The organism is Pseudomonas sp. GW822-FHT05A08, assembly GCF_058800485.1.
Genome location: NZ_CM179511.1, coordinates 2086665 through 2099565, shown reverse-complemented (window position 1 = coordinate 2099565; position 12901 = coordinate 2086665). Strand labels below are relative to the sequence as shown.

The window sequence follows — 12901 nt, the reverse complement described above, 5'->3', positions numbered from 1 at the left end:
GCCCGATCGCAGCCTCGCTGCGCTCGGCTGCGGCTACAAGAGCCACCCTCATGCCTTCAGAACACTTCAACGCGCACTGCCCCGACTGGGCCACCGCCCTGCTCAACGGCTTCAGCCAGATCTTCCTCCAGCGCCATCCGCTGTGCGGCCTGCTGTGCATGCTGGCCATCCTGCTGAGCGCTCCGGCGTTGCTCGGTGGCGCGCTGCTGGGCGGCGTGGCCGGGCTGCTCACCGCGCAGCGCCGGGGCTATGCCAAGGCCGACCGGCAAGCCGGGCTGTTCAGCTACAACGGGGTCCTGCTCGGCCTGCTCCTGAGCCTGCGCTTCGACTGGTCGGTGCTGCTGCCACCGCTGATCATCGCCTGCGGCGGCGTCAGTGCGATCCTCACCCGGCAATGGCTCAAACGCGCCCGCGATCAATATTGCCTACCGGCCTACACCGCGCCCTTCGTCGGCCTCGGCTGGTTGCTGCTGGGCCTGGCCGCGCCACTGCCTGCGGGTGCCGCCGCGCCCTGGGTCGAGCCCGATGCGCTGGCGCTGCTGCAGGTACTGATCCAGGGGCTTGGCCAGGTGATGTTCCTCGAGCATCCGCTGGCCGGGGTGCTGATCGCCCTGGGGTTGCTGCTGGCTGATCGCCGGGCGGCCGCCTGGGCGCTGTTCGGTTCGGCGGCGGGCCTGGGCTTCGCCCTGCTGCAACAGGACCACGCCGGCGCCCTGCCGGGCCTTGGCGGCTACAACTGTGCCCTGGTCGCCCTGGCCCTGAGCCAGGACCGCCGCCGATCCTGGTTGGCCCTGCCGGGAATGCTCCTGGCGCTGCTGCTCGCCCCGGGCTTCGCCGCGCTGGGCCTGCCCGTGCTCACCGCACCCTTTATCCTCGCCTGCTGGCTGGTTCGCGCCGCGCTGCGGGTGCTGCGCCAGGCCGCCGTGGACAGCACGCCTTGCGCTACCGGGGCCAATCCCCCTAGGCTTCGCTGACCTTCGATTCAGGCGAACAACATGGACAGCAACACGGACAACAACCGGCACTGGCGCGAGCATCTCTACGTCATGATTTTCCAGACCGACACCGTGGCCGGTCGACGCTTCGACAGCACCCTGTTGCTGATCATCCTCGCCAGCCTGGTGATCGTGATCCTCGACAGCATCGACGAGGTGCATCAGAACTACGCCAATGTGCTGGCCTATATCGAATGGGGTTTTACCCTGATCTTCGCCATCGAATACGGTCTGCGCCTGTATTGCTCGCCCAAGCCGTTGCGCTACGCCTTCAGTTTCTACGGCTTGGTGGACCTGCTGGCCATCGTGCCGGGGATCCTCGCCCTGTATTACAGCGACGCCCAGTACCTGCTGATCATCCGGGTGATCCGCATGCTGCGCATCTTCCGCGTGCTCAAGCTCAGCCCGTATCTCAAGCAGGCCAACTACCTGATGTCGGCGCTGCGCGGCAGCAAGCAGAAAATCATCGTGTTCCTGCTCAGCGTATCGACCCTGGTCACGGTGTTCGGCACCCTGATGTATGTGGTCGAGGGGCCCGAGCACGGGTTCACCAGCATCCCCAAGGGCATCTACTGGGCCATCGTCACCCTGACCACCGTGGGTTTTGGCGACATCGTGCCGAAGACGCCGCTGGGCCAGGTGATTTCATCGATGGTGATGATCACCGGTTACTCGATCATCGCCGTGCCCACCGGGATCTTCACCGCGGAACTGGCCAATGCCCTGCGCGGCGAACAGCTCAAGCACGACTGCCCGGTGTGCAGGAAGAACGACCATGAGCACGGCGCCGCGTTCTGCTCGCGGTGTGGCAATGCGTTGTTCCCGAAAGTGGTTCAGGGAAACTGAATAAGCAAAGCACTTTTTAATCTTTAAAGAGATATACCGCCCCGGCTATAGTCGGCGGCAAATTGCCTTCACTCTCTAATAAAAGGAATGTGCAGTGAAAAAACTCGTTAGCGCCTCTCTCCTGGCCGCCGGCCTGGCACTGGGCAGCGCCGCCCAGGCCGCTCCGACCCTGCTCAACGTTTCCTATGACGTGATGCGAGACTTCTACAAGGACTACAACACTGCCTTCCAGAAGCACTGGCAGGCCGAGCACAACGAGAACATCACCCTGCAGATGTCCTTCGGCGGTTCCAGCAAACAGGCGCGCTCGGTGATCGACGGCCTGCCGGCCGACGTCATCACCATGAACATGGCCACCGACATCAACGCCCTGGCGGACAACGGCAAGCTGGTGCCGGACAACTGGGTGACCCGCCTGCCGAACAACAGCGCGCCCTTCACCTCGGCCACCGTGTTCATCGTGCGCAAGGGCAACCCCAAGGCCCTGAAAGACTGGCCGGACCTGCTCAAGGATGGCGTGCAGGTGATAGTGCCGAACCCCAAGACTTCGGGTAACGGCCGCTACACCTACCTGTCGGCCTGGGGTTATGTGCTGAAGAACGGCGGCGACGAGAACAAGGCCAAGGACTTCGTCGGCAAGCTGTTCAAGCAGGCACCGGTGCTCGACACCGGCGGCCGCGCCGCGACCACCACCTTCATGACCAACCAGATCGGCGACGTGCTGGTGACCTTCGAGAACGAAGCGGAAATGATCGCCCGCGAATTCGGCCGCGATCAGTTCGAAGTCATCTACCCGAGCGTCTCCGCCGAAGCCGAGCCGCCGGTGTCGGTGGTCGACAAAGTGGTCGACAAGAAAGGCTCGCGCGCCGCGGCCGAGGAGTACCTGAAGTACCTGTGGTCGCCGCAAGGCCAGGAAATCGCCGCCAACAACTACCTGCGCCCACGGGACCCGAAAGTCCTGGCCAAGTACACCGACCGTTTCCCGAAAGTCGACTTCCTCTCGGTGGAAAAAACCTTCGGCGACTGGCGCACCGTGCAGAAGACCCACTTCAACGATGGCGGGGTCTTCGACCAGATCTACGGCGATAAGTAACAACACCTGTAGCCGCTGCCGCAGGCTGCGATAAGGCCGAAGGCCTTCAGCGATCGTCAGATCTTGCGCACACGCTGTGTGCGATCGCAGCCTTCGGCAGCGGCTACCGTATTTTGCGGGTCAGGAATCTAAAGCCCGGCGGCAGCTTCGAACAGCACCGCCTTCCCCGCCTGATGCAGCTCAGGCAACATCGCCTCCGCCTCGATCTCGATCAGCCACTCGGGCAAGGACAGGCCGCTGACGATGATCCACGAGGACGCCGGCGGCTGCTGGGGGAAACGCTGCAACAGCACCTGGCTGATCTGTTCCTGCTGGTCGCGGGCTGCCTCGGCAATGTAGATCCGCAGCATGACCACGTGACTCAGGTCGCCGCCCGCCGCCGCCAGGACCCGGGCGATATTGTCGAAACTCTGCTCGGTCTGCTCGCGCAGCCCCGGGCCGACGCAGACCTCGCGCTCATCGACACCCACCTGGCCGGACAGCAGCAGGCGCCGCCCACCGCGCACCTCCACGGCCTGGCTGAAACCGTACTGCAGGGAATTGAAGACACTGGGCGGATTGAAGACTGATGTGTGCATGGGACCTCCGCTGCGATAGACGACCGCAAACCCTAAACCAAGCCCCTGCACAAGACCATCCGAAACCAGGCCGTTGAAATACCTGGCAACGTAACCGCCAGCCAGCTACATCGGCGGCGTCACCCCATCCTTGCCGGCGGAGATCGATTGCGCGGTGAGCGTGCCGTCCGCGCTCTGGGAGACGAACATCACCACCTTGACCCCGGCCTTGAGCAGGCTGCGGTCACCCGGCACCAGGTTGACGATGGGCACATCGTCCGGCACCAGGATCGTCTGCTGGCCGCCCTTGTAGTTGACGGTCAGGGTCCGGCCGTTGCTCACCACCAGGTCGCCGACGCGGCCATTGGTCATGCTGCTGCCCTTGACCAGATCGAAAGGCCGATGACCGTCGCCGGTGCCGGCCATCTGCGGTGGAAACACATGGACCTCCAGCGCCTTGAGGCTGCCATCGGCCTGCGGCACGGCGGCCGAACCTATGTAGCTGCCGGGCTTGATGTCCTCGATATTGGCCAGGGTCACGGCGCGGACCTGGGTCTGTGGTGTGAGGTTGATGGTGACGTTCTCGCCACTGTTGACGTGCACCCGCACCGCGTCGCCGGCGATGCTGGTGATTTCCCCGCGCACGCCGATGCGCATGCCCGGCGCGTCCTGGGCCTGGACCGGGCCGGCCAGCAGCAGTGCGCCGAGGGTGATCGCTTGGGCGCCGCCGAGCAGGCGGCGAAGACACAGATTCATGGGACGGGCTTCCTGTGATGAAAGGTGGCACAGAGGTCTAAACGAAAGCACTCCAGTGTCCGCGGAACAATGAGCGAGCTATGGAACTGAATGTAAGTAAATGTATCATCGCAACGCGATCCCGGTCGTCGTCTGCCGCTCTCGGCCGGCCCCGCCAGGCATTTATTCCTCCCGGGCATGAATGCTATCGCTCGTCAGCTTCTACCGCGTCACGGGCCAGCCCCTTAGCCTCGTCCGCATCCTTTTCGCTGCAACGAGAATCGCCATGACTTCCACGACCCAGGGGCTGCCCGCCGCCACCACGACCATGACCCGCGGCATGGTGCTGCTGTTCGCCTTCTGCTGCGGCGCCATCGTCGCCAACATCTACTATGCCCAGCCGATCATCGAGCTGATCGCCCCGGACATCGGCCTGAGCAGCACCATGGCCAGCCTGATCGTGTCCCTGACCCAGATCGGCTACGCCCTGGGCCTGTTCTTCCTGGTGCCCCTGGGCGACCTGCTGGAAAACCGCCGGCTGATGATCCTCACCAGCCTGGTGGCCATCGCCAGCCTGCTGGGCGCCGGGTTCACCGAGCAACCCAACGCCTTTCTGCTGGTCTCGCTGCTGATCGGCTTCAGCTCGGTGTCGGTACAGATCCTGATTCCCCTGGCCGCGCACCTGACGCCGGAGGAATCCCGTGGCCGGGTGGTCGGCGGCATCATGGGCGGCCTGCTGCTGGGCATCCTGCTGGCACGCCCGGTGTCCAGCGTGGTGGCCGACCTGTTCGGCTGGCGCGCAATGTTTATCGCCGCCGCCGTGCTGATGGCCGCCATCAGCCTGGTCCTGCTGCTGACCGTGCCCAAGCGCCAGCCTGCCCACAGCGCCACCTACGGCCAGTTGCTGGGTTCGTTGGGCACCCTGCTGCGCCAGCAACCGGTGCTGCGCCAGCGGGCGTTTTACCAGGCCTGTATGTTCGCCACCTTCAGCCTGTTCTGGACCGCGGTGCCGCTGGAGCTGGCGCGCAACCACGGCCTGTCGCAAAGCCAGATCGCCCTGTTCGCCCTGGTCGGAGCCATCGGCGCCATCGCCGCGCCCATCAGCGGACGCCTGGCGGATGCCGGCCACACCCGTGTCGCCTCGTTGCTGGCCATGCTGTTCGCCGCCTTGAGCTTCCTGCCGGCCTTTGTCCACCCGGCCTACAGCGTCATCGGCCTGGCAGTGACCGGCGTGGTCCTGGATTTCTGCGTGCAGATGAACATGGTCCTCGGCCAGCGCGCGGTCTACGCGCTGGATGCCCATAGCCGTGGCCGCCTCAACGCGCTGTACATGACCAGCATCTTCATCGGCGGCGCGGTCGGCTCGTCGATTGCCAGCGCGGTGTACGAACACGCCGGCTGGCTGGGCATAGTCGGCGTCGGCAGCGCCTTGCCGTTGCTGGCCCTGCTGCGTTTCCTGGGCACTTCGCAGAAGGCGCTGCCTGTCACGGCCTGAGCCCGGGCTCAAGCCACAGCCTGATCGATGTCCTCACCGGTGCGGTCGCGAATCCACAGCAACACCAGGGTGGACAAGGCGACCGTCGCCATCATGTACCAGGCCGGCGCCAGCGCCTGCTCAGTCACCTGCAGCAGCCAGGTGACAAAAAACTGGGCGAAGCCGCCAAACACCGAGACCCCGATACCGTAGGCCGCCGCCATGCCGGTGGTGCGCACCGACTTGGGGAACATCTCCGGCAACATGGTGATGCCCGGCACCGTCTGCAGGGTCAGCAACACCGAGAGCAGGCCGATGATCAGCAGCAGGTTGAACAGGCTGGGGGCGGCGATCAGCCACTGGAAACACGGCACTATCACCAGCAGAGTCAGCAGGCGCGAGCAGAAAATCACCCGCTTGCGCCCACAGCGATCGGCCAGCCAGCCCACCAGCGGCGACAACACAAAACAGACCGCCCCCACCACCACGCTGGCCAGCAGGCTGGAGGTGGTCGGCAGGCCCAGCACCCTGGCGGCATAGGCCGGCATGTAAAAGGCGATGATCTGGGTCGAGACCATGGCCCCGAGCATCAGCAGCACGCTTTTGCCCAATGCCCGCTTGTGCTGGCCGAACAGCTCGCGCAGCGGACTGCTGCGGGCCGCATGTTCCCTGGCCTGCTGGCTGTGGGCAGTCGACAGCCCGAGCACCAGGGTGTCTTCCAGGTGGCGACGGATGTACCAGCCCACCGGGGCGGTGAGCATGCCGATGAAAAACGGCACCCGCCAACCCCACTCGCTCATCGCCTGTTGATCCAGCCCCGCCACCAGCGCCGCAACCATGATCGCGCCGAGGAAGATCCCCAGCGACTGGCTGCCGAACTGCCAGCTGGCATAAAAACCCCGTTGCGATGCGGGGGCGTGTTCCACCAGCAGGGTGGTCGCCGCCCCCACTTCGCCACCGGCGGCAAAACCCTGGATCAGTCGCGCCAGCGCCATGATCAGGGGCGCGGCCATGCCGATCTGGCCATAGGTCGGGGTCAAGGCCATCAGGCCGCAGCCCAGGCCCATCAGGAACAGGGTCAGGGTCATCGCCGAGCGACGGCCGAAGCGGTCGGAGTAGGAACCGATCAGCAGCGCGCCGACCGGGCGCATCAGGAAACCCACGCCAAAGGTCGCGGTGGTCAGCAGCAACTGCCCGTAAGCGGACGCCGCAGGGAAAAACAGCGGCCCGATAAACAGCATCAGAAAGCTGAACACCGTGAAATCGAAAAACTCCAGGGCGTTACCGATAGTGGTACCGACAATCACTCGCCGACGGGAAACACACAGATTCGTCGCCGCAACCGGCGCGAAGGATTCGGAAACAACGGCCATGACATTCTCCTTGCAGACAAGGGCTACGCACCCACGACCGGCCGGGCCCGAACAGGTCCGGCCGGAGCGATCACCAGAGGCTGCGGGTCAGTCGACCGGCTCGAGAAAGGCACTCACCAGCTTCACCCAGTAGCTGGCGCCGTAAGGCAGGCAGGCGTCATTGAAGTCATAGGCCGGGTTATGCAACAGGCAGCCGCCCGCCGTCCCTTCGCCGTTGCCCATGATCAGGTAGCTGCCGGGACAGGCTTGCAGCATGAAAGAGAAATCCTCGCTGCAGGTCATCGGCTGCATATCGGCGACCAGCCCCTCCTCGCCCAGCCACTCCAGGGCCACCGCCCGCGCCAGGGCGGTTTCCCGCGGGTGGTTGTAGAGCACCGGGAACGCGTTGGCGCTGACCGTAACCTCAGCAGTCGCGCCGAATGCCTGGGCCTGGGCGTGGGCCAGCGCCTCGATGCGCTGTAGCAACAGCTCACGGGTCGTCTCTTTCAATGCCCTGACCGTCACCGCCAGCTCGACGCGAGTGGGAACCACCGACGAACTGCTGCCGCCGTGAATCGCCCCGACCCCGACCACGCCCATTTCCAGGGGCGGCAGGTTGCGCGCCACCACGGTCTGCAACGCCATGACCAGCGAGGCCGCGGCGACTATCGGGTCGACCGTGTCCTGGGGCATGGCGCCGTGACCGCCACGGCCGTTGATGCCAATCGTCACGGTGTCGGCCGAGGCCATGAACGGCCCGGGGAGAAAACCGAACTTACCCACCGGCAACCCCGGCCAATTGTGCATGGCAAAGACCGCATCGCAGGGAAACAGCTGAAACAGCCCATCCTCGATCATCTTCCGCGCGCCCACATGCCCTTCCTCGGCGGGCTGGAAGATCAGGCGCACGGTGCCATCGAAGTCGATGCTCTGGGCCAGGCACTGGCCGGCGGCCAGCAGCATCGCGGTGTGCCCGTCATGGCCACAGGCATGCATCTTGCCGTCATGCCGGCTGGCGTAGGGCAAGCCGCTGGTTTCCAGGATCGGCAAGGCGTCCATGTCCGCGCGCAGGCCGATGACCCGGTTGCCCCGGCCCTTGCGCAACGACGCCACGACGCCGGTGCCGGCCAGCCCGTGGTGAACCTCATAACCCCAGCCGCGCAGCTTGTCGGCGACCAGGCGGCTGGTTTCGAACTCCTCGTAGCTCAGTTCAGGATGGGCGTGCAGATGCTGGCGCAGCGCAACCATGGGCGTCGTCAGCTCGCGTATCTCAGGCAGGATCGTTGGGCTCGGCATGGGTTTCTCCTCAGCAGTGATAGATGGCCTGATCGTCGGCTGAGACGCTGTCAGGCTCTTGTAGGTCTTTCAGGCAGATCAGGCTGGCGGCCAGATCTGTGGGAACCAGTCCTGGCGCAGGCGCTGACCTGCTTGCATACCGTGGTCAGGGTACGGCGGCGAGGTCCTGCCAGGGCGCTCGGCATAACGCACGTCCTCGCCCAGCCAGCGCAGCGACAGCACGCGCCGGCGGGCCTGGCTGAGATTGCCGCGTGCGCCGTGCACGGTGCGGAAGTCGAACAGCACCGCGTCCCCCGGCTCCATCTGCCACTCCAGCACCTGCATGCCGGGTTCGACATCCGGGTCCGGCACCGGCCGATAGCGGCTGACATCCTCGTAAAAGCTGCTGTCGTCCTTCCAGCGCAGCGGCAGCACCCATTGCGGCCAGAGGTGGGAGCCGGCGATCAGGCGCAAGGTCGCCTCGCGCACCGGGTCCACCGGGATCCACAGGCTGACGGTCTGCTCGCCATCGAGAAAGTAATAGGGAATGTCCTGGTGCCAGGGTGTCGGCTTCTGGGTGCCCGGCTCCTTGACCAGTACATGATCGTGAAAGAACTGCGCACTGGGCGACTGCATCACCGCTGCCGCAATCGCCGCCGCGGGCGACTCACGGACCATGGCGACGAATTCGGGAATGCGCTCCCAGTTGCAGTAATCGTCGAAAAACCCACCCGGCTCGCCGGCCGCCACCACGTTGGTGGCATAGGGGCCCGGCTCGCGCTGGTTACGCTCGATACCTGCGGCGATCGACCCGACCCAGTCCTTGAACACACCACGTAGACAAATGGCGCCATCGCGTTGAAAAGCTGCGATATCCGCCGCTGATACCAAAGGGCTGACTGACCTGTTCATAGGGGCTCCTGCGTGACGGCCGCCATGATCGCGGCGACCACGGCCAGACTATTGCCCCAGGCTCATCCAAAAATAAAATAATATGATCCGATCTGGCTCCTCGGAATTTCTTATGAAGATCAGTCTGCGCCACCTGCGCTGCGCCCTGGCGGTCACCCGCCACGGCAACATCACTCAGGCCGCCGAGCATCTGAACGTATCGCAGCCGGCGGTCTCCGCCGCCCTCAGCGAACTGGAAGGACACCTGGGGCAAGTGCTGTTCATTCGCCAGCGCGGACAGGGAGTGACGCTGACGCCGTTCGGCCGCCTGGCGATGGACAAGGCCCAGCAGATAGTGGCCGGCGTGCATGAGCTGGAACGCCTGGCGGACGACGACGACACCTTGTCCGGCGAACTGATGCTGGCCTGCTTCGAGGACCTGGCGCCCTATTGCCTGCCGCAGCTGTTGCGCGGCCTCAAGGAACGCCACCCGGCGATCGAGGTGACGATTCGCGAATACGGCTTCGACCAGATCGGCAAGCAATTGAGCAACGGCAGCCTGGACGCCGCGCTGAGCTATGACCTGGGCTTGCCGGATGGGGTACAGAGCACAGTGCTGTGCGAACTGTCGGCCCATGCGCTATTGCCGGCCGAGCACCCCCTGGCCGGTCACCGCGAGGTCAGCCTGCGCCAGCTCTGCGATTACCCCCTGGTGCTGACCGAACAGGCCTACAGCTGGCAGCATTTCCTCGACCTGTTCCGCTTCCATGGCTTGCAGCCGCAAAACTTCAGCAAGACCTATTCTTTCGAACTGCAGCGCGGGCTGGTGGCCAACGGCTTTGGCGTGGCCGTGGCCTATACCCGGCCTTTCGGCGACCACAGCTATGACGGGCGGCCGCTGGCGATCCGGCCGATTGCCGAACCGCTGCCGCTGCAACGCATCGTGCTCGCCCAGTCTCGGGCCCGCAGCCATTCGCCGCTGGTCAACGCCCTGCGGGAACAGGCCCGGCAATGGTTCGGCGAAAGCCCGGGGTTTGGCTGGCACCCATAAGCGGCGCCGCGGCTCGACGGCGTTCCACACAACACTCGATCGTTCACACACAAGGAGTCCCAATGGACCGGCTGGCAGCCATGCAAACCTTCGTTCATGTGGTGGAAAGCGGGTCCTTTTCCGCCGCCGCCCGGCTTCTGGATATCGGCCAGCCGGCCGTATCGAAAACCATCGCCCAGCTGGAGGCGCGGCTGGCGGTGCGGCTGTTGCTGCGCTCGACTCGCGGCCTGACGCCCACCGAGGCCGGCATGGCGTTTTTCGAGCGGGCCAGGCGGGCCCTCGAAGAGGCCGACGAAGCCGATCTCGCGGCGCGCGGGGCCGGTACGGGGCTGCGCGGCACGCTGCGAGTCTGCGCCGCGGTGACCTTCGCCCGCCTGCACATCGTGCCGCACCTGGGGACCTTTCTCGAACACCACCCCGAGCTCGACATCGACGTGGTGCTGGATGACCGCAATATCAATCTGGTGGAGGCCGGCATCGACGTCGCCCTGCGCATGGGCCCCTTGAGCGACTCCGGGCTGACCGCGCGGCGGATCGGCGAATGCCGGCGCGTGGTATTGGCCACCCCGGACTACTTCGCCCGCCACGGCGAACCCGCCTGCCCCGCCGACCTGAGCAAGCACCAGGCGATCGTCTACAGCCTCGGCGGCGGTGCCCACTGGCGCTTCGAACGGGGCGACGAACAGCAATCGGTGACGGTCCGCGGGCGGATTCGCGTCAGCGCCGCGGAGGGGTTGCGCGAGTCGGTGCTGGGCCATCAGGGGCTGACCATGGCCTCGCAATGGATGTTCGCCCCCGAGCTGGCCAGTGGCACGGTGCGCGAAGTGATGTCGGACTGGACGCTGCCCCGCCAGGAGCTATGGGCGGTGTTCCCTACCGGGCGGCTGACCAGCGCCAAGGCCCGGGCCTTCGTCGACTTTGTCCAGCAACTGCTGACCCGCCCGGATGCCACTCAAGGTTGAGCGACGTCAGATTCGCCCACGTACCAGCACTTCGACCTTGGCCGCCTCGCCCCAGCGTTGGACCCGTTCGATCAGCGCAGGGTCGGTTTCGCCCACCAGATACAAGGTTTCGATCGATTGGGCAGCCGCCCACTCGACAAACCCGCACTGCTCGAAGGTGTCGATAGCCGCCAGCTGGAACTCGTTTTCGTAGAAGCCGGGCACCACGGCGACCTGGGCATCGACGGCACTGACTTCAGGCAGGAACGGACAGGCCAGGTGCACCACGTCCCACTTCGCCACGCGCCAGTTGCGCAGCGCTTCGTCGAAGCGGCTGCGAGCGCCGCGGACAAACCCCAGGCCATCGATCACCATGCGCCGGTTGATGATCATCCACACTTTGCGTTTGCGCGGGGCCTTGAGCAGCACCTCGCCGGTGACCTTCGAGGCGCGCAGCGCCAGGGCGAACACCAGCAATACTGGAACGAAGTAGCGATAAACCGTCTCCGTCTCGGTGGCGCGGGTCAGCTCATACAGCCTGGAAACCTCGCCCCGGACCTTACGCTGGTCGCCCAGGGTTTCATCGAGGCGGCCGAGCCAGGCCAATACGGGCGGCGCCGAATACCGGGCGCGAAGCTCATCCAGCGCCTGGACCACCGTCCCCACCGAGAGCGCCGTCAGCCGCTCCTGCGCCGTTCTCTCTAACCTGGCAAAACGCTGACAGAGCTCGCTCACCTGCGCGGCATCGGCGGCGCTATAGAGAGTCGCGGCGGCACGGCAATGCTCCGGGCCCAGCAGATCGTCGATCTCGGCCTTGAGGCGCCTCTGGGTCGAGGCTTCATGGGACTCGGCCAGTCGATAGTCGCTCTGGAACCATTCGGTCCTGACGCTCTGGGTCTCGCCGATCAGCGCCAGCGACGCCAGCAACAGCCAGCCGTAGTCCACGCGCTTCCAGCCGATCTCGCCCAGGGGAAAGACCGAGATGAAGCTCCAGCAGAAGAAGTAGTAGAGGAAGATAAACAGCACCAGCAAATACACCGGTGCCAGGGAGAAGTAGATCAGCTGCGGCACTTCGACATCGGCGAAGCCATGCAGGGCGAGCAACACAGCGACAACACAGAGCCCGAAGGCCATGGGTGCGAAATAGGGTTTGTTCAGGCTTTTCTTCATCGGGCGCTCGGATGGCGATACTCAGGAACACCCTGGGGTATCGGCCATCCAACCGGCTGCTTGAACCGGACCCGCCCGCGGTCCGCTCAGTGGTCGCCGCTTACTGAGAGCCGCTTACTGGAACTGGCGCCCCAGGCCCGATGGCACGCCGTGGATATCGGTCTCTTCCCATGGCCCGTCGGGGCTGATGGAACGGCTCCAGCCGTTGTTCCAGCGGTAGTAGGTGCGCTGGCGGTAGAAGGTGTTGGTCTGGTTATCCAGCACATAGACGCCCAGGCGCGGGTCCCAGTGGCTGTTGCCGCCCGGTGGCGGCGCGAAGCTCGCGGAAGTGCGCGGCAACGGCTTGGCCGGCTTGATCGGCGTGGCGGGTTTGCTCGGGGTGCCGGGCGTCGGCTTGGTAGTGGGTTGCGCGGGCGGAATCGGTGGCAGCGTCTCGGGCGGCGTCGGCTGCTGGACCGCACAGGCGCTCAACCCCAGGACCAGTGTTAACAGGGTGATGCGGGCAATGGCGGTCATGGCGG

At 65.3% G+C, this 12901-nt stretch carries 13 protein-coding genes; 6 read left to right on the top strand and 7 right to left on the bottom strand.

The features are described from left to right. The first annotated feature begins 50 nt into the window (after window positions 1–50). The 3 genes from AC3RCP_RS09520 (at window position 51) to AC3RCP_RS09510 (ending at window position 2934) form a co-directional block, all read left to right on the top strand. Complete coding sequence (locus AC3RCP_RS09520; RefSeq protein ID WP_492569713.1) at window positions 51–974, top strand: urea transporter; 924 nt, start codon at window positions 51–53, stop codon at window positions 972–974. A 21-nt stretch (window positions 975–995) separates the two neighbouring features. Further along, entirely contained in the window at window positions 996–1841 is an 846-nt protein-coding gene (locus AC3RCP_RS09515) for an ion transporter (RefSeq protein ID WP_492569711.1), read from the top strand. A gap of 94 nt (window positions 1842–1935) precedes the next feature. Then, window positions 1936–2934 carry a sulfate ABC transporter substrate-binding protein gene (locus AC3RCP_RS09510; RefSeq protein WP_492569709.1) on the top strand — a complete coding sequence of 333 codons (999 nt, stop codon included), beginning with the start codon at window positions 1936–1938 and terminating at the stop codon, window positions 2932–2934. Window positions 2935–3062: 128 nt separating this feature from the next. Here AC3RCP_RS09510 and AC3RCP_RS09505 read toward each other — a convergent pair whose 3' ends face one another. Both AC3RCP_RS09505 and AC3RCP_RS09500 read right to left on the bottom strand, forming a co-directional pair. After that, a complete protein-coding gene (locus AC3RCP_RS09505) occupies window positions 3063–3512 on the bottom strand; it encodes a RidA family protein (protein WP_277588135.1) in 450 nt (149 codons plus the stop codon). Window positions 3513–3617: 105 nt separating this feature from the next. Beyond that, on the bottom strand, window positions 3618–4247 hold the full coding sequence (locus tag AC3RCP_RS09500) for a DUF5666 domain-containing protein (RefSeq protein WP_492569707.1): 630 nt from the start codon (window positions 4245–4247) through the stop codon (window positions 3618–3620). A gap of 265 nt (window positions 4248–4512) precedes the next feature. On the opposite strand from AC3RCP_RS09500, the gene AC3RCP_RS09495 reads away from it, so the two are divergent. Continuing rightward, entirely contained in the window at window positions 4513–5721 is a 1209-nt protein-coding gene (locus AC3RCP_RS09495; protein ID WP_087088839.1) for an MFS transporter, read from the top strand. 8 nt (window positions 5722–5729) lie between these two features. Here the strand turns inward: AC3RCP_RS09495 and AC3RCP_RS09490 are convergent, their stop codons facing one another. The 3 genes from AC3RCP_RS09490 to AC3RCP_RS09480 form a co-directional block, all read right to left on the bottom strand. Next, window positions 5730–7073 (bottom strand): MFS transporter, encoded by a 1344-nt coding sequence (locus AC3RCP_RS09490; protein ID WP_101337181.1) that lies wholly within the window; start codon window positions 7071–7073, stop codon window positions 5730–5732. An 87-nt stretch (window positions 7074–7160) separates the two neighbouring features. Next, entirely contained in the window at window positions 7161–8348 is a 1188-nt protein-coding gene (locus tag AC3RCP_RS09485) for a M20 aminoacylase family protein (RefSeq protein WP_007922066.1), read from the bottom strand. 78 nt (window positions 8349–8426) lie between these two features. Beyond that, entirely contained in the window at window positions 8427–9239 is an 813-nt protein-coding gene (locus AC3RCP_RS09480; RefSeq protein ID WP_087088845.1) for a phytanoyl-CoA dioxygenase family protein, read from the bottom strand. Between the two features lie 112 nt (window positions 9240–9351). Here AC3RCP_RS09480 and AC3RCP_RS09475 point away from each other — a divergent pair, with 112 nt between their 5' ends. Together AC3RCP_RS09475 and AC3RCP_RS09470 are read left to right on the top strand one after the other, a co-directional pair. Further along, window positions 9352–10269: a LysR family transcriptional regulator gene (locus AC3RCP_RS09475; protein WP_492569705.1), complete on the top strand. Its 918-nt coding sequence runs from the start codon at window positions 9352–9354 to the stop codon at window positions 10267–10269. 62 nt (window positions 10270–10331) lie between these two features. Then, on the top strand, window positions 10332–11231 hold the full coding sequence (locus AC3RCP_RS09470) for a LysR family transcriptional regulator (protein ID WP_492569704.1): 900 nt from the start codon (window positions 10332–10334) through the stop codon (window positions 11229–11231). 6 nt (window positions 11232–11237) lie between these two features. Here the strand turns inward: AC3RCP_RS09470 and AC3RCP_RS09465 are convergent, their stop codons facing one another. Together AC3RCP_RS09465 and AC3RCP_RS09460 are read right to left on the bottom strand one after the other, a co-directional pair. Beyond that, window positions 11238–12380 (bottom strand): hypothetical protein, encoded by a 1143-nt coding sequence (locus AC3RCP_RS09465; RefSeq protein WP_492569702.1) that lies wholly within the window; start codon window positions 12378–12380, stop codon window positions 11238–11240. A 114-nt stretch (window positions 12381–12494) separates the two neighbouring features. Then, window positions 12495–12896: a hypothetical protein gene (locus AC3RCP_RS09460; RefSeq protein ID WP_007922056.1), complete on the bottom strand. Its 402-nt coding sequence runs from the start codon at window positions 12894–12896 to the stop codon at window positions 12495–12497. Window positions 12897–12901: the final 5 nt, after the last annotated feature.